This window comes from Cellulomonas fulva (assembly GCF_018531375.1).
Taxonomy (GTDB): Bacteria; Actinomycetota; Actinomycetes; order Actinomycetales; family Cellulomonadaceae; genus Cellulomonas; species Cellulomonas fulva.
In genome coordinates this window covers 1939937-1957038 of record NZ_JAHBOH010000001.1, presented here as the reverse complement: position 1 = coordinate 1957038, position 17102 = coordinate 1939937, and the positions used below count along the sequence as shown (strand labels likewise).

Below are 17102 nucleotides of genomic sequence, written 5' to 3'. Positions count from 1 at the left end.
CCTCCCACTGCCCCGCCCGCGGACCGGAAGCGGTCACCCGCGCGCGAGGAGCGCGCGGAGCGTGGCGGGGATCGCCGCGGCCACGGCCCCGGCGTGGAGGGGGCCGTCGGGGTTCGCGTGGTGGCCGGCGCGGCCGTGGACCAGGGCTGCCGCGGCGGCGAGGGCAGGCACCAGGGTCGGGTCCTCGACCGCGTCGTCGGCCCGGCCGGCGAGCAGCGCCCCCAGCAGCCCGGCGAGGACGTCGCCCGCTCCGGCCGTGGCGAGCCACGCGGGCGCGTCGGCCTGCGCGTACGCGGCGCCGCGGGGTCCGACGACCACCGTGACGTGGCCCTTGAGCAGCACGGTCGCGCCGGTCTCCTCGTGGGCGGTGCGCGCCCAGCGCCACGGCTCGGCCTCGACCTGCTCGCGCGCGACGTCGTGCCCCCGGGCGGACAGCAGGCGCGCGAGCTCGCCCGCGTGCGGTGTGAGCACCACGTGGGCCGGCACCCGCTCCGGCAGCAGGTCGAGCGCCCCGGCGTCGACGACCGCGGGCTCGCCGCGGTGCAGCACGCCCTCGAGGGCGCTCGCGACCCGCCCGCGCTGCGCGTCGTCGTCCGGCGCGACGCCCGGGCCGAGCACCCACGCCTGCACCCGGCCGACCCCGAGCACCACCTCCGGCCGGTGCGCGAGCACCTCCTCGCCCGCGTCGCCGACGTACCGCACCATCCCCGCACCCGCGAGCACGGCCGCGCTCGTGGCGAGCACCGCCGCGCCCGGGTAGCGCGGCGTCCCGGCGACGACCCCGACGACGCCTCGCGAGTACTTCTGCGCCGCCGGACCGGGCACCGGCCACAGGTCCGCCGCGTCCGCGTCCTCGAGCCGCGCGAGCGCCGGTGCGCCCCCGAGGTCGAGCCCCAGGTGCACGAGCTCGACCGCGCCGGCCAGGTGCGTCGCCGGAGGCAGCAGCAGGCCCGGCTTGGCCGCGCCGAACGTCACGGTCAGGTCGGCGGGCAGCACCACGCCCGCCGCGCCGCCGTCGTCGACCCCGATCCCCGACGGCGTGTCGACCGCGACGACGACCGGGCCGCGCTCGTCGGACGGCGTCGTGCGCTGCGTCAGGAGCGTCACGAGACGCGCCGCCGTGCCCGTCAGCCCGCCGGGACGGGCGCCCAGGCCCAGGATCCCGTCCACGACGACGTCCGCGCCCGCGGCGGCGCGGACAGCCGCCTCGAGCTCCGTCGCGCCGCTGCGCTCGGCACGCTGCGCGCGAGCCTCGCGACCCGCCCCGGCGGCTCCGTCCGTCACCGCCTGGATCCGGCCGCCCGCGCGGACCAGCGCTGCTCGGCCCTCGTCGTGCACCCGTGGTGCGAGCGCCAGCGCGAGGACGTCGACGCCTCGTCGGCGCAGGTACGCCCCGGCGTGCAGCGCGTCGCCACCGTTGTTGCCCGGTCCGACGAGCAGGACGACGCGGCCGCCGACGACGGCCCCCCGCCGCTCGCGCAGCACCCGGACCACCGCCCCGGCGAGTGCCGACGACGCCCGCGCCATCAGGGGGACCCCGGCCGCCAGGAGGGGCTCCTCCGCGGCGCGGACCTGCGCGGACGTCCAGGAGAGCAGCACCCGCCCATCCTGGCCCTGACGCGGCGCGCGCGCACGGGACGGCGTAACGTCCTGCGCATGCGCTTCGGACTCTTCATCCCCCAGGGCTGGCGGCAGGACCTCACGGGCATCGACGCCCACGACCACTGGGCGGTGATGAGCGGGCTCGCGCGGCACGCCGACGAGGGCGACGCGTTCGAGTCGATCTGGGTGTACGACCACTTCCACGCGGTCCCCGAGCCCAACGGCGAGGCGACGCACGAGGCGTGGAGCCTGATCAACGCGTTCGCCGCGAGCACGTCGCGCGTGCGCCTGGGCCAGATGTGCACGTGCATGGCCTACCGCAACCCCGCCTACCTCGCGAAGGTCGCCGCGACCGCGGACGTGATCTCGGGCGGGCGCGTCGAGATGGGCATCGGCGCGGGCTGGTACGAGCACGAGTGGCGCGCGTACGGCTACGGCTTCCCGTCCGCGGGCGAGCGGATCGCGATGCTCGACGAGGGCGTGCAGATCTTCAAGCAGCTCTGGACCAACGGCGTGGCGACGCTCGACGGCGCGCACTACCAGGTGTCCGGCGCCCAGCTCGCGCCGCTCCCCCTGCAGGTCGACGGCCCGCCGCTGTGGATCGCGGGCGGCGGCGAGAAGAAGACGCTCCGCATCGCGGCGGAGCACGCGCAGTACACCAACTTCGACGGCTCGCCGGAGGGCTTCGCGCACAAGTCGGCCGTGCTCGCCGAGCACTGCGCCGCGATCGGCCGGGACCCCGGCGAGATCACGCGGTCGGCCAACTACAACGTCATCATCGGCGAGACCACCGCGGACGTCGACGACAAGATCGCCTGGGCCGAGGAGCACTACGCGCTCACGGTGCCGGACAAGGCGCCGAAGCTCGCCGAGGACCTGCGCAACGGCCCGCTCGTCGGGACGCCCGAGCAGGTCGTCGAGAAGCTCCAGGAGCTCCAGGGCCTCGGGCTGGGCTACGCGATCACGTACTTCGCCGACGCCGCCTACGACCGCTCGAGCATCGAGCTCTTCGAGTCCCAGGTGGTCCCCGCGCTGCGCTGACCGCCTCCCGCAGTCAGTCGCGCTCGGCGACGACCACGGCGGAGGCGATGCCGGCGTCGTGCGAGATCGACAGGTGGAAGCGGGAGACCCCGAGCTCGGTCGCGCGTGCGAGGACGGTGCCCGTGACCTCGACGACCGGCTGCGCGCCCGCGACCCGGCGCACGGTCGCGTCCTGCCAGGACATCCCCGGCGGGGCGCCGAGCGCCTTCGCGACGGCCTCCTTCGCGGCGAACCGCGCGGCGAGCGAGCGGTCGGCCAGCTCGCGCTCGTCGGGCGTGAACAGGCGGTCGCGCAGGCCAGGCACTCGCTGCAGCGTCGCCGCGAACCGGGCGACGTCGACGACGTCGATCCCGACCCCGACGATCACGAGCCCGGCTCCGACCTCACGTCGCCGTCCGGCAGCCGGTCCTGGTCCTCGATCAGGTGGCGCCAGCGGAACCACTTGCGCTCGAGCGCGTCGTCGAGGTCCACGCCCGTGCGCTCGGCGACGAGCAGCAGGTGCGCCAGGACGTCCGCGACCTCGTCGCGCAGGTCCGCGGCACGCTCGTCGGACGAGGCCTCGTGCCGCGACCGCCCGGACCACGCGAGGTAGGCACGCGTGAGCTCGCCGACCTCCTCACCCAGCTTGAGCACCAGCCAGTCGTCGGTGCGCTCGATGCCGTGCAGCCGCGCGTAGACGCGCGAGATCGTCTCGACCTCGCGCTGCGCCGCGGCCAGCTCCACTACTCGACCGTGACCGACTTGGCGAGGTTGCGCGGCTGGTCCACGTCCAGGCCCTTGGCCGTCGCGAGCTCGCACGCGAAGATCTGCAGCGGCACCACGGCCAGCAGCGGGGCCAGCAGCGTCGGCGCCTGCGGCACCGAGAACACCTCGTCGGCGTACGGCCGCACGGCCTCGTCGCCCTCCTCGGCGATCACGAGCGTGCGTGCGCCGCGCGCGCGGATCTCCTGGATGTTGGAGACCACCTTGGAGTGCAGCGAGTGCCGGCCGCGCGGGGACGGCACGACGACGAACACCGGCTGGCCGGGCTCGATCAGGGCGATCGGGCCGTGCTTGAGCTCGCCCGCCGCGAAGCCCTCGGCGTGGATGTACGCGAGCTCCTTGAGCTTGAGCGCGCCCTCCATCGCGACCGGGAAGCCCACGTGCCGGCCCAGGAAGAGCACCGACTGCGTGTCCGCCATCCAGCGCGCGATCTCCCGCACCCGGCCCTCGCGGTCGAGCACCTGCTGGATCTTGTCCGGGATGGCGCGCAGCTCGCCCAGGATCGACGCGACCTCGTCGGCGTACATGTTGCCGCGCAGCTGGGCCAGGTAGAGGCCCAGCAGGTACGCGGCGGTGATCTGGGCCAGGAACGCCTTGGTCGAGGCGACCGCGATCTCGGGCCCGGCGTGGGTGTAGAGCACCGCGTCGGACTCGCGCGGGATGGTCGAGCCGTGGGTGTTGACGATCGCGAGCACCTGCGCGCCCTGCTCGCGCGCGTGCCGCACGGCCATGAGCGTGTCCATGGTCTCGCCGGACTGGGAGACGGCGACGACGAGGGTGCGCTCGTCGACCACCGGGTCGCGGTAGCGGAACTCGTGCGCGAGCTCGACCTCGACGGGGATGCGGCACCAGTGCTCGATCGCGTACTTGGCCACGTGCCCCGCGTAGGCCGCGGTGCCGCAGGCGACGACGACGATCTTGTCGACGGCACGCAGCAGCGCCTCGTCGATCCGGACCTCGTCCAGCACCAGGCGCCCGCTCGCGTCGGTGCGCCCCAGCAGCGTGTCCGCGACCGCCTGGGGCTGGTCGTGGATCTCCTTGTCCATGAAGGACCGGAAGCCGCCCTTCTCCGCGGCGGCCGCGTCCCAGTCCACCGTGTACCGCCGCGCGTCGGCCGGCGCGCCGTCGAAGTCCGTCACCACGACGTCGTCGGGCGTGATGGTCACCACCTGGTCCTGGCCCAGCTCGAGGGCCTCGCGCGTGTGCGCGATGAACGCCGCGACGTCCGACCCGAGGAAGTTCTCGCCCTCGCCGATGCCGACGACGAGCGGCGAGTCGTGCCGCGCGCCCACCACCGTGCTCGGGTCGTCCGCGTGGACGGCCAGCAGCGTGAACGTGCCGTGCAGGCTGCGGGCCACCCGCGCCATCGCGGCGGTCAGGTCGCCGGTCTCGTCGTAGGCCCGGGCGATCAGGTGCGCCGCGACCTCGGTGTCCGTCTCCGAGAGGAACTCGACCCCGTCCGCGAGCAGGCCCGCCTTGAGCGCCGCGAAGTTCTCCACGATGCCGTTGTGGATGACCGCCAGCCGGCCGGCCACGTGCGGGTGCGCGTTGACGTCCGTCGGCCCGCCGTGCGTCGCCCAGCGGGTGTGCCCGATCGCCGCCGTCGAGTCCGGCAGCGGGTGGGCGTCGATCTCCTCGACCAGGTTGGCGAGCTTGCCCGCCTTCTTCGCGGTCGCGAGCTCACGCCCGGGGGCGACGAGCGCGACGCCCGCCGAGTCGTACCCGCGGTACTCGAGACGGCGCAGCCCCTCCAGGACCACGTCGAGGGGGCGGGCGCTGGCGACCGGGCTGCCGACGTAGCCGACGATTCCACACATGCGGGCGAGTCTAGGCGGCGTCCGGCACAATCAGTGCGTGCTCCCGTCGTCGTCGACGCCGTCCGTCGCCCCCTCGACGCCCTACGTCGACCTCGACCGCGAGGCGTGGCGGCGGCTGTCCGCGTCCACCCCGCTGCCGCTCACCGACGCGGACGTCGAACGCCTCGCCGGCATCGGCGACCCGATCGACCTGGCCGAGGTGGACGCGATCTACCGCCCGATCTCGCGCCTGCTGGACCTGTACATCGAGGCCACGCGCGGGCTGCACGCCGCGTCGTCGACGTTCCTCCGGGAGGACATCGCGCCCACGCCCTTCGTGATCGGCGTCGCCGGCTCGGTGGCCGTGGGCAAGTCCACCACCGCGCGCCTGCTGCGCGAGCTCCTGGCCCGCTGGCCCGCCACGCCGCGGGTGCAGCTCGTCACCACCGACGGCTTCCTGTACCCCAACGCCGAGCTCGAGCGCCGCGGCCTCATGCAGCGCAAGGGCTTCCCCGAGTCCTACGACCGGCGCGCGCTGCTGCGGTTCGTCTCGAAGGTCAAGGCGGGGCGTCCCGAGGTGCGGGCGCCCGTCTACGACCACCTGACCTACGACATCGTGCCCGGCCGCGAGACGGTCGTGCAGCGTCCCGACGTGCTGATCGTCGAGGGCCTCAACGTGCTGCAGCCCGCGCGGCCGTCGGCGGAGGGCACGTCGAGCCTCGCGGTGAGCGACTTCTTCGACTTCTCGATCTACGTCGACGCGCGGCCGCGCGACGTGCGGCAGTGGTACGTCGACCGGTTCCTGAGCCTGCGCCGGACCGCGTTCGCCGACCCCGCGTCCTACTTCCACCGGTTCGCGTCCCTGACGGACGACGAGGCCGTGGACCGGGCCGAGTCCATCTGGGACTCGATCAACTCCCCCAACCTCGAGCAGAACATCCTGCCCACCCGGAGCCGGGCCACGCTGGTCCTGACCAAGGGGCCGGACCACAGCGTCGAGCGCGTGCGCCTGCGCAAGCTCTGAGGCTGCGCCCGCTCCGAGTCCGCACCTGCTCCGAGGCTGCACCTGCTCCGAGGCTGCACCTGCTCCTGAGGCTGCTCGCTAGAGGGTCGAGGGGTCCGGCGGGCTCGCCACGCCGTCCGGCACCGGCGCACGGCTCTCGAACCAGCGCCGCAGGAACCAGTCCACGGCCACGCCGATCAGGATGCCGCCGACCACCCCGACGACGACCGCGAGCGCCGGGTGGTGACCCAGCCAGGCGCCGGCGCTCACGCCGATCGCCGCCGAGTAGATCGCCCAGGTCAGCGCCGCGATGGCGTCCAGCATCATGAACCGCGCGCGCGGGAAACCGACCGCGCCGGCCGTCATGTTGACCGCCACGCGGCCGACCGGGATGTAGCGCGCCGCGATGATGAACGCGGCCCCCCGCCGCTCGAGCGCGTGCTCGGCCCAGTCGAGGGCCGCCTGGGCCTTGGCGGAGCGGAACAGCCGCAGGTCGCGCACCGGCACGCGGCGGCCGATCGTGTACGCGATCTGGTCGCCCACGAACGCGCCGAGCGCGGCCACCGGCACCAGGATCCACAGGTTCGGCGCCCCGACGCTCACCGAGAGCGTCGCGAGCGCGATCACCACGGACTCGCTCGGGATCGGCGGGAAGAACCCGTCGATCGTGGCGAACAGGAACATCACCGGGTAGACCCAGACGGAGCCGGCCAGCTCCAGCGCCCACGCCTCGAGACCCACCGCGTGCTCCGTCCGTGTCGTGTCCGCGCCGTGCCCCGTGACCGGATCGCGATGGTGCCACCGTACGCGGCACCGGGGAGCGAGGGCATCGGGACACCCCCCGAGTCGACCCTGACCGCACCCTGGTCCCGCGAGGAGAACGCGGGCGGCGTGCCCCGGGTTCCCGCGCGCTCAGGTCAGCGGGAAGCCCAGCGCGGCCGAGGCCGCCTCGGGCCGCGGCTCGCTCGCCCAGCGCACGCCCAGCTCGTCGGCCGCGGTGAACGACCGGAGCTCGGCGCGGTCCAGGTAGAGGGTGCCGTGCAGGTGGTCCGTCTCGTGCTGCACGATCCGCGCCGGCCACCCGGTCAGCACCTCGTCGACCGCGGCGCCGGTCTCGTCGTGGGCGGTGAGCCGGACCGCGCGGTGCCGCGCGACGACGGCCTGGTAGCCGGGCACCGACAGGCACCCCTCGTAGAACACCGCCCGCTCGTCGCCCTCGGCGCGGTAGGACGGGTTGACCAGCACCCGGAAGGGCAGCGGGGCGCGCTCGCGCACCTCGGCGATCGCCTCGAGCGGGACGCCCGGGTCCTCGACGACCGCGAGGGCGAGCGCGAGGCCGACCTGCGGCGCCGCCAGCCCCACCCCCGGCGCGGCCCGCATGGTGCGGTGCAGGAGCGCGACGAGCGCCGTGAGCTCGTCGGGCTCGAGCTGGCCGTCGTAGGGCTGCGCGGTCCCGCGCAGCACCGGGTGCCCCGCGCGGGTGATCGGCGCGGTGCCGTCGCCCGCGGCCTCGAGCAGGCGCAGGACCTCCTCCCGCAGCCGGGCGTCGAGCGCCGTCACAGCGCGAGCCGCTCCCGGACCACGTCCGCGAGGCCGCCCGCGACCCGGTCCGCGTCCGCCTGCGTGGCGGCCTCGACCATCACGCGCACCAGCGGCTCGGTGCCGCTCGGGCGCAGCAGCACGCGCCCCGTGCGGCCGAGCGCGACCTCGGCCTCGGCGACCGCCGCGAGCAGGTGCTCGTCGTCGGTGCGCGACTTGTCCACGCCCGGCACGTTGACGAGCGTCTGCGGCAGCCGCTCCACGACCCCGCCGAGCGCCGCGAGCGACTCCCCGGTCGCCGCGACCCGCGCCGCGAGCTGCAGCGCCGTCAGGACGCCGTCACCGGTCGTCGCGTGCGCCGCCATGATGATGTGGCCGGACTGCTCGCCACCGAGGCTGTAGCCGCCCGCGCGCATGGCCTCGAGGACGTACCGGTCGCCCACCGCGGTCTCGACCGTGCGGACGCCGGCGGCCTCCATCGCGAGCCGCAGGCCCAGGTTGCTCATCACCGTGGTGACGAGGGTGTCCTCGACCAGGTCCCCCTGGTCCCGCAGCGCGAGCGCCAGCACGCCCATGATCTGGTCGCCGTCGACGAGCCGGCCCTCGGCGTCCACCGCGAGGCAGCGGTCCGCGTCGCCGTCGAAGGCGACCCCGAGGTGCGCACCGGACGCCACGACGAACGACTGCAGCTGCTCGGGGTGCGTCGAGCCGCACTTCTCGTTGATGTTGCGGCCGTCGGGCGACGCGTTGATCACGACGACGTCGGCACCGGCCTCCCGCAGCGCGGCCGGGCCGACCTCGCTCGCGGCGCCGTTCGCGCAGTCGACCGCGATGCGCAGGCCCGCCAGGGGCGTCGAGATCGTGGAGACCAGGTGCTCGACGTAGGCGTCACCGGCGCCGCCCGTGTCCACGCGGATGCGACCCACGTCGCCGCCGAGCGGGCGCTGCCAGTCCTCGCCGATGCGGGCCTCGATCGCGGCCTCGAGCTCGTCGTCGAGCTTGTGCCCGCCGCGCGCCAGGAACTTGATCCCGTTGTCCGGCATCGGGTTGTGCGACGCGGACAGGACGACGCCGATGTCCACGCCGGTGGTCGCGGTGAGGTACGCCACCGCGGGCGTCGGCAGCACGCCGACGTTGTTGACGTCGACCCCGGCCGACGCCAGCCCGGCGGAGATCGCCGCCGCGAGGAACTCCCCCGACGCGCGCGAGTCCCGGCCGACCACGGCGCGCGGCCGGTGCCCGGCGAACTCACCGCGCGTGCCGAGCACGTGCGCCGCCGCGACCGCCAGGTCGAGCGCGAGCTCGGCCGTCACGTCCTTGTTGGCGAGGCCCCGGACCCCGTCGGTGCCGAACAGCTGACCCATGGCAACCCCTTCGTCGTCGCGCTGCAACGTTACTTCGCCGGGCCCGACGTGCTCCGGACCCGCAGACGCCGATGGCCCCTCCGGTCACGGACCGGCGGGGCCATCGGGTCAGCGCTGGATCAGCGCTTCGAGTACTGCGGAGCCTTGCGGGCCTTCTTGAGACCCGCCTTCTTGCGCTCCACGACGCGCGCGTCGCGCGTCAGGAAGCCGGCCTTCTTGAGGGCCGGACGGTTGTGCTCCTCGTCGATCGCGTTCAGCGCACGCGCGACGCCGAGGCGGACGGCACCGGCCTGGCCGGACACGCCGCCACCCGTCACGCGGACGATGACGTCGAAGCGGCCCTCGACGTCGACGACCTTGAGCGGGGAGCTCACGAGCTGCTGGTGCACCTTGTTGGGGAAGTACCCCTCGAGGGTGCGGCCGTTGATCTTCCACTCGCCGGTGCCGGGCACCAGGCGAACGCGAGCGATCGCCTCCTTGCGGCGGCCGAGGGCCTGCCCGGGGGCGGTGATGCTCTGACCGCGGCCGGTGGGGGCCGAGGTCTCCGAGGTGTACGAGCTGGGCGTCTGGTCGCCCTCGAGGTCGTAGTCGACCGTCGTCTCTGCCACGTGGATGTCCTGTCGTCTCTACGCGCGCCGGCCTCAGGCCTGCTGCGCGACCTGGGTGATCTCGAAGGGCTGGGGCTGCTGCGCCTGGTGCGGGTGCTCGGCACCGCGGTAGACCTTGAGCTTGCCGAGCTGCTGACGCGCGAGCGAGCTCTTGGGGAGCATGCCGCGCACCGCCTTCTCGACAGCCCGCTCCGGGTGCTTCTCCAGGAGCTCCGAGTACGGCGTGGCCCGCAGACCACCCGGGTAGCCGGAGTGCCGGTACGCGAGCTTGCCCTCGCGCTTGTTGCCGGTCAGCGCGACCTTGTCCGCGTTGATGACGATGACGAAGTCACCGCCGTCGACGTGCGGAGCGAAGGTGGCCTTGTGCTTGCCGCGCAGCAGCGTGGCCACATGCGTGGCCAGACGGCCCAGGACGACATCGGTCGCGTCGATGACGTACCAGTTCCGCTCGATCTCGCCCGGCTTCGGGGTGTACGTACGCACGGTCGTTGCCTTTGTCTCGTGTTGCGTCGTGTGGCGACCGCTCACCGCGCGCAGGCGCGACGAACCGGTCGATGCTGTCGGTGGCGCATCCGCGGGCCGGAGAGTGGGAACGCACCGGACCTACCATCGCCTCCGCGTGGTGAGAAGCCACGGGCGCACGACAGGGACGCACAACGACTCACCAGAGTACCTGCGTCCGTCCGGACGGGTCAAAACCGGGTGCGTCACACCGGTTCGCCGCGCGACGCCGGCGCGCGACGTCAGCGCAGCGCGCCCGCCGCCGCCCGGGTCACCCGCGCCGTCAGGTCGTCGAGCGTCGGGGTCCGCAGCGCCCAGTGCTGCCAGTGGAGCGGGACGTCGAGCACCTGCCCCGGCACGAGCTCGACGAGCGTCCCGGCCGCGAGCGCCTCGGCGGCCACCTGCTCCGACGCCATCCCCCACGCCAGCCCGGCGCGCAGCAGCGCGACGAACGCGTCGTTCGAGGGCACGTGGTGCACGGGCGGGCGCACGGCACGGCCGACGAGGCGCTCGGCGAACCGGTGCTGCAGCGCGTCCGCCCGGTTGAACGCCAGCACGGGGGCGCGCTCGAGCGCCGCGGCCGTGGTCCCGCCGGCGAACCACCGGGCGACGAAGCCTGGCGAGGCCAGCGCGAGGTACCGCATGGAGCCGAGGCTGCGGACGCGGCAGCCCTGCACGGCGCGCGCGTCGGCGGTCACCGCGGCGGTCACGGTCCCGTCGCGCAGCAGCTCGGCCGTGCGGTCCTGGTCCTCGCGCCGCACGTCCACGACGACCCCGTCGGGCAGGCCGACGAGCGCGGCCGGGAACCAGCTCGACAACGAGTCGGCGTTCACCGCGACCGCGACGCGGGTGAGCGCCGGCGGGGCGGCACCGGCCGCGCCGTCCCCCGCGGCGCCCGCCAGGTCCGCGGCGGCGTCGCGCTCGAGGAGCGCGACCTGCCCGGCGAGGCGCGCGAGCACCGTGCCGGGCTCGGTCGCGCGGCACGGCCGGGACCGGACGACGAGCACGCGCCCGGCGCGCTGCTCGAGCGCCCGCACGCGCTGGCTCACCGCGGACGGCGTCACGTGCAGGCGGGCCGCGGCGGCCTCGAACGACCCCTCGTCGAGCACCGCCGCGAGGGCACGGAGCTGGTCGCCGTCGAACGACGCGGCGGACGCGGGTCCCTTCCGCGTGAGACCCGCCGGCGCATCACCTGGAGCAGCAGACATGAAGCGATGCTAATGGTGCGGAAGAAACCTGAGCTGGACTGCGGTGCAGGGCGCTCCTAGCGTCGGAGCCGTGCTCCCCTCCCTCGCCGCCGGCTTCCTCGCGTGCGCCGGCCTCATCGTGGCCATCGGCGCCCAGAACGCCTTCGTCCTGCGCCAGGGCCTGCGCCGGGAGCACGTCCTGGTCGTCGTCGTCCTCTGCACCGGAGGCGACCTGGTGCTCACCGCCGCGGGCATCGCCGGGCTCGGACCGCTCGTCGCGGCCCACCCGGTCGCGCTCGACGTGACGCGCTGGGTGGGCGCCGCGTTCCTGCTCGTGCTCGCCGCCGCGGCCCTGCGGCGCGCGCGCCGGCCGGCCGCGCTCGAGCCGTCCACCGCACCGGCGTCCCGGCGCGGGGTCGTCGTGACGTGCCTCGCGCTGACGTTCCTCAACCCGCACGTCTACCTCGACACCGTCGTCCTGCTGGGCTCGATGGCCCACCAGCAGCCCGCCGCGTGGGCCTTCGGCGCGGGCGTCGTGCTGGCGAGCGCCGCCTGGTTCGGCACGCTCGGCTTCGGTGCGACGAGGCTGCGGCCGCTGTTCGCGCGGCCGCGGGCCTGGCAGGTGCTCGACCTCGTCGTGGCCGCCGTCATGGCCGGCCTCGCGGTCACGCTGGTCGTCACGTGACGGACGTCCCGCGCCTCAGCGCACGCGCTCGACGCGTCCGGCGTCCCACACGGGCTCGGGCGTCTCCCGCACGGTGCCGTCCGCGCCGAACACCAGGAACCGGTCGAAGGTCCGCGTGAACCACCGGTCGTGCGTGACCGCCAGGACCGTGCCGTCGAAGGCCTCGAGGCCCTCCTCGAGCGCCTCGGCCGAGTGCAGGTCCAGGTTGTCCGTCGGCTCGTCGAGCAGCAGCAGCGTGGCGCCGCCGAGCTCCAGCAGCAGGATCTGGAAGCGGGCCTGCTGGCCGCCCGAGAGCGTCTCGTACCGCTGCTCCGCCTGCCCCACGAGCTCGTACCGGTCGAGCGCGCGGCTCGCCTGCTCGCGGCCAAGCCCCTGCCGGTGGCCGTCGCCCCGGTGCAGCACGTCCAGCAGGGTCTGCCCGACCAGGTCGAGGTGCGTGCGGTTCTGCGCGAACCAGCCGGGCCGCACGCGCGAGCCCAGCACCACGCTGCCGGTGTGCGCGACCGGCTCGACGACCACATCGTCGGCGGGCTCGTGCTCGGGCCCGGGGTCCGTGCCGCCGGCCGCCAGGAGCCGCAGGAAGTGCGACTTGCCGGAGCCGTTCGAGCCGAGCACCGCGACCCGCTCCCCGTAGAACACCTCGAGGTCGAACGGGCGCATCAGCCCGGTCAGCTCCAGACCGCGGGCGACCACCGCGCGCTTGGCCGTGCGCCCGCCCCGCAGGCGCATGCGCACGGACTGCTCACGCACGCGGACGGACGGGGGCCCGGCCTCCTCGAACTTGCGCAGCCGCGTCTGCGCGGCCTGGTAGCGGGAGGCCATGCCGTCGTTGAACGCCGACTTCTGCTTGAGGTTCACGACGAGCGTGCGGAGCTTGAGGTGCTCCTCCTCCCAGCGTCGCAACAGCTCGTCGGCCCGGCTGCGCCGGTCCTCGCGCGCCTGGTGGTAGGTCGCGAAGCTGCCACCGTGCACCCACACCGACGCCCCCGCGGGCGACGGCTCGAGCGTCGCGACGTGCGTCGCGACGCGGGCGAGGAGCTCGCGGTCGTGGCTGACGAGCAGGACGGTCTTGGGCGACGCGACGAGCTGGTCCTCGAGCCAGCGCTTGGTCGGCACGTCGAGCGCGTTGTCGGGCTCGTCGAGCAGCAGCACCTCGTCCGGTCCCCGCAGCAGGGCCTCCAGGACGAGCCGCTTCTGCTCGCCGCCGGACAGCGTGCGCACGGTCCGGTGCTGCGCGCGGTCGAACGGGACCGAGAGGACCGCGTCGGTCACCTGGTCCCAGCCGGCCTCGGCCTCGTAGCCGCCCACGTCCGCCCAGTCGACGAGCGCCTGCGCGTACCGCAGCTGGGCCGGCTCGTCGTCGACCTCCATCATCAGCAGCTCGGCCGCCGCGAGCTCCGCGGCGGCGTCGCGCACCGCCGCCGGGGCCAGCGAGGCGAGCAGGTCCCGCACGCTGCGCTCGTCGTCGATGCGACCCACGTCCTGCCGCATGACGCCGAGCCCGCCGCTGCGCGCGACCGAGCCCGCGTGCGGGCTCTCGTCCCCCGTCACGACGCGCAGCAGCGTCGACTTGCCCACGCCGTTGGGTCCGACGAGCGCGACTCGCGCCCCGTCGCCGACCCGGAACGTCACGTCGTCGAGGAGGGGGCGACCGTCGGGCAGCACGTACCCGACCCCCATCACGTCCAGGTGGCCCATGGGCGCCAGTGTGCGGCCCGCGGCCCTCCCGGGCCAAAGCCATCGCCGCCTGCGTGCCGGTGGCGAGGCCGCGTCCGCGGTGCGAAGGTCGACCCATGAGCGAGACGCCTGCCAGCAGCTTCGACCCGGCCATGGGCTCCGACGGCGAGACCGACCAGCTTCCCCGCGAGGACACGCTGATCGACCGCGGCGTCGACGACCTGCTCGACGAGGGCTACTCCCCGCCCGAGCGCGACACGCGCACGCACTACGGCGAGACGCCCTGGGAGGAGAAGCACCGCGAGACGATCGACCAGCGCGAGCGCCAGGAGGAGCCCGAGGTGTGGGAGCAGCGCCCCCGCGTCGCGGGCGACCGCGAGGAGGACCGCGCGGGCCGGCTCGTCGCGGACGACTCCGCGACCGACTCGGGCGGCAACGACGAGTTCGCGGTCGACGCGGGCGTGTCCGGCGGCGCCGCGACGGCCGAGGAGGCCGCGATGCACCTGGTCGAGGAGGAGTACGTCGACGAGTCGCGCTACCGCGACGACGACGCCTGACCCTGGCGCGCGACCCGGCGCGGGACCCCGGCCTCATCCGGGCACGACGCGCCGGGTGACCGCCTTGGCCGCCTCCATCAGCAGGAAAACGCCCACGGCGCCCAGCGTGGTGATGCCCCAGTCCCGGGCGCCGATGGGCGCGGACTCGAACCAGTCGTGCATGAACGGCGCGTAGGTGAACACGAGCTGGAGGACCAGCAGCACGCCTGCGGCGACCCACACCAGCCGGTTGCCCACCAGCACGCGCCAGGTGAGGCTCGTCGACCCCAGGAAGCGGCAGTTGAGCAGGTAGGCGAGCTGGGCGAGGGCCAGCATCGCGACCGCCGAGGTCTGCGCCCTCGCGTCGTCCGCCCCGAGCTGGTGGCGCTCGAGCAGGTACACGGCGAGCGTCGCGCCGCCGATCACGACGGACGCCACCAGCACCAGCGCGAGCGACCGCGGGGAGATGACGTGCTCGTCGGGCGACCGCGGGCGTCGGGTCATGATGTCCGGCTCGGCCGGCTCGCCCGCGAGCGCGAGGGACAGGGTCACGGCCGTGACCAGGTTGACCCACAGGATCTGGACCGGCGACAGGGGCAGGGACAGCCCCAGGAGCACCGCGACCAGGATCACCAGGGACTGCGCGCCGTTGGTGGGCAGCAGGAACGCCACGGACTTGCGGATGTTGTCGTAGATCCGCCTCCCCTCCTCGACCGCCCGCTCGATGGTCGCGAAGTTGTCGTCGGCCAGGACGATGTCCGCGGCCTCCTTGGTCGCCTCGGTGCCCTTGATCCCCATCGCGATCCCCACGTCCGCGCGCGTGAGCGCCGGGGCGTCGTTGACGCCGTCGCCCGTCATCGCGACCACCTCGCGGTGCGACTGCAGCGCGCGCACGATCCGGATCTTGTGCTCGGGCGACGTGCGCGCGAACACGTCGACGCCGCGCACCCGCCGCCGCAGCTGCTCGTTGGTCATGGCCTCGAGCTCGGCGCCCGTCAGCACCTCGACCTCGCCGTCGGGGTGCCGCTCGCCCACGTCCACGATGCCGAGCTCGCGCGCGATCGCGAGGGCCGTGCCCGCGTGGTCGCCGGTGATCATCTTCACGCCGATCCCGGCCCGGTGGCAGTCCGCGATCGCGGCCACGGCCTCCGGGCGCGGCGGGTCCACGATCCCGACGAGCCCGAGCAGCTCGAGGCCGTGCCCGACGTCCTCGCCCGTGAGCGTCTCCTCGCCCGGGGCCGCGCGACGCGCGGTGGCGAGCACGCGCAGGCCCTGGCCGCCGAGCTCGTCGATCGCCGCCTCCCAGGTCACCCGGTCCAGGGGGACGGGCCCGGCGTCGGTGCGCTGCGTCGTGCACCGGTCGAGCAGCCGGTCCGGTGCACCGAGCACGTGCACGCGCCGCGTGCCGTCCGCGAGCTCGTCGAGCGTCGCGGAGAACTTGGTCGACGACTCGAACGGCACCTGCGCCAGCCGGGTCGCCCCCGCCGGGCCGGTCCCCGTCCAGCCGGTCTTCGCGGCGAGCACGACGAGCGCGCCCTCCGTCGGCTGCCCGACGATCCCCCAGTGCCCGTCGACCTGGACCACGCGTGCGTCGCTGCACAGCCCGCCCGCGGCCACCAGGTCGGCGAGGTCCGGGTGCGACGCCAGCCCCGCCGGCGGCCCGGTCGAGCCGGCCTCGTCGTGCACCCGCACCTCCCCCACCGGCTCGTAGCCCAGCCCCGCAACGTCGTACCGACCCTGCGCGGTGACGACCGTCCGTGCGGTCATCTCGTTGCGCGTGAGCGTGCCCGTCTTGTCCGAGCAGATCGTCGTGACCGAGCCGAGGCCCTCCACCGACGTGAGCTTGCGCGTGATCGCGTGCCGGCGCGCCATCTGCTGCACGCCGAGCGCGAGCGTCACGGTCACGAGCGCGGGCAGGCCCTCCGGCACCGCGGCCACCGCGAACCCGATCGCCGCCGACACCAGCTCGCCGAGCGCGAACTCGTGGATCACGCGGCCGATCACGAGCATCACGCCGGCCATGAGCAGGATCAGGAGCGAGAGCTGCTTGCCGAGCCGTGCGAGCTGGCGCGTCAGCGGCGTGTCGAGGTGGTCGACCTCCGCGACGAGCTGCTGGATCCGGCCGATCTCGGTCGCGGGCCCGGTCGCCGTCACGACCCCGACCCCGCGGCCCGTGGTGACGATCGTCCCCGAGAACAGCATCGACGAGCGGTCGCCGACGCCGGCGTCCGCGCCGACCGCCGCGACGTCCTTCGCCGCCGGGACGGACTCGCCGGTCAGCGCGGCCTCCTCGACCTGGAGCGTCGTGGCGTCGAGCAGCCGCACGTCCGCGGGCACGCGGTCGCCGGACCGGACCCGCACGACGTCGCCGGGCACCAGGTCCTCGGCCGGGACGCTGCACCACGCGCCGCCGCGCTGCACGTCCGCCTCGAGCGAGAGCATCGTCGCGATCCCCGCGAGCGCCTTGTCGGCCCGCCCCTCCTGCACGAAGCCCACGACGGCGTTCGCCACCGCGACCGCGAGGATCACGGCGAAGTCGACCCAGTCCCCCAGGATCGCCTTCAGCACGGCCGCGGCGAGCAGGATGTAGATGAGGACGTCGTCGAAGTGCCCCAGGAACCGCAGCACGACGTGCTGGCGCGGCGGGTCGGGGAGCCGGTTCGGTCCGACCTCCTCGAGCCGCCGCCGCGCCTCGTCGGGTGCGAGCCCCTCGGGCGTGCTGCCGAGCGCGGCCAGGACGGCCTGCGGCGCCTCGGCGTGGACCTGGACGTCCTGCGTCACGGTCATGACGATCCTCCCCG

The 17102-nt window shown here is 74.7% G+C and carries 16 protein-coding genes; 4 read left to right on the top strand and 12 right to left on the bottom strand.

The features are described from left to right. Positions 1-33: 33 nt before the first annotated feature. Complete coding sequence (locus tag KIN34_RS08720; protein ID WP_214349336.1) at positions 34-1599, bottom strand: NAD(P)H-hydrate dehydratase; 1566 nt, start codon at positions 1597-1599, stop codon at positions 34-36. 57 nt (positions 1600-1656) lie between these two features. Here KIN34_RS08720 and KIN34_RS08715 point away from each other — a divergent pair, with 57 nt between their 5' ends. Further along, positions 1657-2643: an LLM class F420-dependent oxidoreductase gene (locus KIN34_RS08715; RefSeq protein WP_214349334.1), complete on the top strand. Its 987-nt coding sequence runs from the start codon at positions 1657-1659 to the stop codon at positions 2641-2643. A gap of 13 nt (positions 2644-2656) precedes the next feature. Here the strand turns inward: KIN34_RS08715 and KIN34_RS08710 are convergent, their stop codons facing one another. The 3 genes from KIN34_RS08710 to glmS are packed head-to-tail and all read right to left on the bottom strand — an operon-like array spanning position 2657 to position 5222. Beyond that, positions 2657-3010 (bottom strand): holo-ACP synthase, encoded by a 354-nt coding sequence (locus tag KIN34_RS08710; RefSeq protein ID WP_214349331.1) that lies wholly within the window; start codon positions 3008-3010, stop codon positions 2657-2659. Continuing rightward, complete coding sequence (locus KIN34_RS08705) at positions 3007-3366, bottom strand: MazG nucleotide pyrophosphohydrolase domain-containing protein (RefSeq protein WP_214349328.1); 360 nt, start codon at positions 3364-3366, stop codon at positions 3007-3009. Before KIN34_RS08705 ends, KIN34_RS08710 begins: the two co-directional genes overlap by 4 nt. Then, on the bottom strand, positions 3366-5222 hold the full coding sequence (glmS, locus tag KIN34_RS08700; protein ID WP_214349324.1) for a glutamine--fructose-6-phosphate transaminase (isomerizing): 1857 nt from the start codon (positions 5220-5222) through the stop codon (positions 3366-3368). The genes KIN34_RS08705 and glmS overlap by 1 nt, the downstream gene beginning before the upstream one ends. Between glmS and coaA the strand changes: the two genes are divergently transcribed. Beyond that, positions 5221-6225, top strand: coding sequence for a type I pantothenate kinase (gene coaA / locus KIN34_RS08695; RefSeq protein ID WP_214349321.1), 1005 nt, complete (start codon positions 5221-5223; stop codon positions 6223-6225). The genes glmS and coaA overlap by 2 nt on opposite strands. 78 nt (positions 6226-6303) lie before the next feature. Here coaA and KIN34_RS08690 read toward each other — a convergent pair whose 3' ends face one another. The 6 genes from KIN34_RS08690 to KIN34_RS08665 all read right to left on the bottom strand — a co-directional run bounded on the left by KIN34_RS08690 (position 6304) and on the right by KIN34_RS08665 (position 11424). Further along, entirely contained in the window at positions 6304-6945 is a 642-nt protein-coding gene (locus KIN34_RS08690) for a DedA family protein (RefSeq protein WP_307858150.1), read from the bottom strand. A gap of 171 nt (positions 6946-7116) precedes the next feature. Next, positions 7117-7764: a peptide deformylase gene (locus tag KIN34_RS08685; protein WP_214349318.1), complete on the bottom strand. Its 648-nt coding sequence runs from the start codon at positions 7762-7764 to the stop codon at positions 7117-7119. Then, on the bottom strand, positions 7761-9107 hold the full coding sequence (gene glmM, locus KIN34_RS08680; protein WP_214349315.1) for a phosphoglucosamine mutase: 1347 nt from the start codon (positions 9105-9107) through the stop codon (positions 7761-7763). Before glmM ends, KIN34_RS08685 begins: the two co-directional genes overlap by 4 nt. Before the next feature lie 119 nt (positions 9108-9226). Further along, a complete protein-coding gene (rpsI, locus tag KIN34_RS08675; RefSeq protein WP_214349312.1) occupies positions 9227-9715 on the bottom strand; it encodes a 30S ribosomal protein S9 in 489 nt (162 codons plus the stop codon). A 33-nt stretch (positions 9716-9748) separates the two neighbouring features. Continuing rightward, positions 9749-10198 carry a 50S ribosomal protein L13 gene (gene rplM / locus KIN34_RS08670; RefSeq protein ID WP_214349309.1) on the bottom strand — a complete coding sequence of 150 codons (450 nt, stop codon included), beginning with the start codon at positions 10196-10198 and terminating at the stop codon, positions 9749-9751. Positions 10199-10458: 260 nt separating this feature from the next. Further along, positions 10459-11424, bottom strand: a complete 966-nt coding sequence (locus KIN34_RS08665) for a LysR family transcriptional regulator ArgP (RefSeq protein WP_214349306.1) — start codon at positions 11422-11424, stop codon at positions 10459-10461. Between the two features lie 70 nt (positions 11425-11494). Here KIN34_RS08665 and KIN34_RS08660 point away from each other — a divergent pair, with 70 nt between their 5' ends. Next, on the top strand, positions 11495-12088 hold the full coding sequence (locus KIN34_RS08660) for a LysE/ArgO family amino acid transporter (protein ID WP_214349303.1): 594 nt from the start codon (positions 11495-11497) through the stop codon (positions 12086-12088). A gap of 15 nt (positions 12089-12103) precedes the next feature. Here KIN34_RS08660 and KIN34_RS08655 read toward each other — a convergent pair whose 3' ends face one another. Beyond that, positions 12104-13786, bottom strand: coding sequence for an ABC-F family ATP-binding cassette domain-containing protein (locus KIN34_RS08655; RefSeq protein WP_214349300.1), 1683 nt, complete (start codon positions 13784-13786; stop codon positions 12104-12106). A gap of 95 nt (positions 13787-13881) precedes the next feature. Between KIN34_RS08655 and KIN34_RS08650 the strand changes: the two genes are divergently transcribed. Then, a complete protein-coding gene (locus KIN34_RS08650) occupies positions 13882-14322 on the top strand; it encodes a DUF5709 domain-containing protein (RefSeq protein ID WP_214349297.1) in 441 nt (146 codons plus the stop codon). Between the two features lie 33 nt (positions 14323-14355). On the opposite strand, the gene KIN34_RS08645 is transcribed toward KIN34_RS08650, so the two are convergent. Further along, positions 14356-17088 (bottom strand): cation-translocating P-type ATPase, encoded by a 2733-nt coding sequence (locus tag KIN34_RS08645; protein WP_214349294.1) that lies wholly within the window; start codon positions 17086-17088, stop codon positions 14356-14358. Positions 17089-17102: the final 14 nt, after the last annotated feature.

What these genes read in the sequence shown, in the direction of transcription:
- KIN34_RS08715 (WP_214349334.1), top strand. Translation starts at nt 1,657, where the DNA reads ATGCGCTTCGGACTCTTCATCCCCCAGGGCTGGCGGCAGGACCTCACG.
- coaA (WP_214349321.1), top strand. Translation starts at nt 5,221, where the DNA reads ATGCGGGCGAGTCTAGGCGGCGTCCGGCACAATCAGTGCGTGCTCCCG.
- glmS (WP_214349324.1), bottom strand. Translation starts at nt 5,222, where the DNA reads ATGTGTGGAATCGTCGGCTACGTCGGCAGCCCGGTCGCCAGCGCCCGC.
- glmM (WP_214349315.1), bottom strand. Translation starts at nt 9,107, where the DNA reads ATGGGTCAGCTGTTCGGCACCGACGGGGTCCGGGGCCTCGCCAACAAG.
- KIN34_RS08665 (WP_214349306.1), bottom strand. Translation starts at nt 11,424, where the DNA reads ATGTCTGCTGCTCCAGGTGATGCGCCGGCGGGTCTCACGCGGAAGGGA.
- KIN34_RS08655 (WP_214349300.1), bottom strand. Translation starts at nt 13,786, where the DNA reads ATGGGCCACCTGGACGTGATGGGGGTCGGGTACGTGCTGCCCGACGGT.
- KIN34_RS08650 (WP_214349297.1), top strand. Translation starts at nt 13,882, where the DNA reads ATGAGCGAGACGCCTGCCAGCAGCTTCGACCCGGCCATGGGCTCCGAC.
- KIN34_RS08645 (WP_214349294.1), bottom strand. Translation starts at nt 17,088, where the DNA reads ATGACCGTGACGCAGGACGTCCAGGTCCACGCCGAGGCGCCGCAGGCC.